We start from the raw sequence: 679 nt of genomic DNA on the forward strand, positions 1-679 counted from the left end.
GCCGACACGCTGGTTGGAAGAAGGAGAAGCGCTCAAGGTCGGCAATCACAGCTTCCAAGTCCTCCACATTCCCGGCCACACTCCCGGCCAAGTCGTTTTTTACAACGCCGAAAATGAACTTTTAGTCGCAGGCGATGTTTTATTTTATGAGACTGTCGGTCGCACAGATTTTCCACGCGGCAATCATGATGACCTCATAAACAATATCTGCGCTAAACTATTAACCCTGCCCGAAACCACGCAAGTTATAGCCGGACACGGCCGTATGACCAGTATCGGGCATGAGAAAAGGTACAATCCGTTTCTGGTTCGTTAATATGAATGTTGTATAAAGCCAACATTTTGGCATACTCAGATTATGCGTATAAAAGAAAACTGGCATACAATTTGCAGGGATAACACCCGAAAGATTAAGTACCTAATCTCCGGCAAATGCCAAAAAGAACTAAAGCACAAAGATAACAAGGTATTACGCAATACAACCTGATTTATCGAAAACCGGACATCTCTAAACCCCAAGCCTTACTCGAAGTGAAATTGTTACAAAGTGACAATAAATGTCAGTCAGGCCGTCTGAACGGTTCTGCCGATTCAGGCGGATACAACGGAGATGAGGCGTAATGCCCTGCCGGAATGTGCCAATGTTCTGTTTGTCAAACCGTCGGGTACATCTTTAAGA

The 679-nt window shown here is 45.1% G+C and carries 1 protein-coding gene; it reads left to right on the forward strand.

Annotation, left to right across the window (positions count from 1 at the left end):
• Positions 1–316 (forward strand): MBL fold metallo-hydrolase (locus ACTHUR_RS14575; RefSeq protein WP_440399299.1); only part of this gene is annotated, 316 nt, incomplete at its 5' end.
• Positions 317–679: the final 363 nt, after the last annotated feature.

Source organism: Neisseria sp. P0021.S007 (assembly GCF_051956855.1).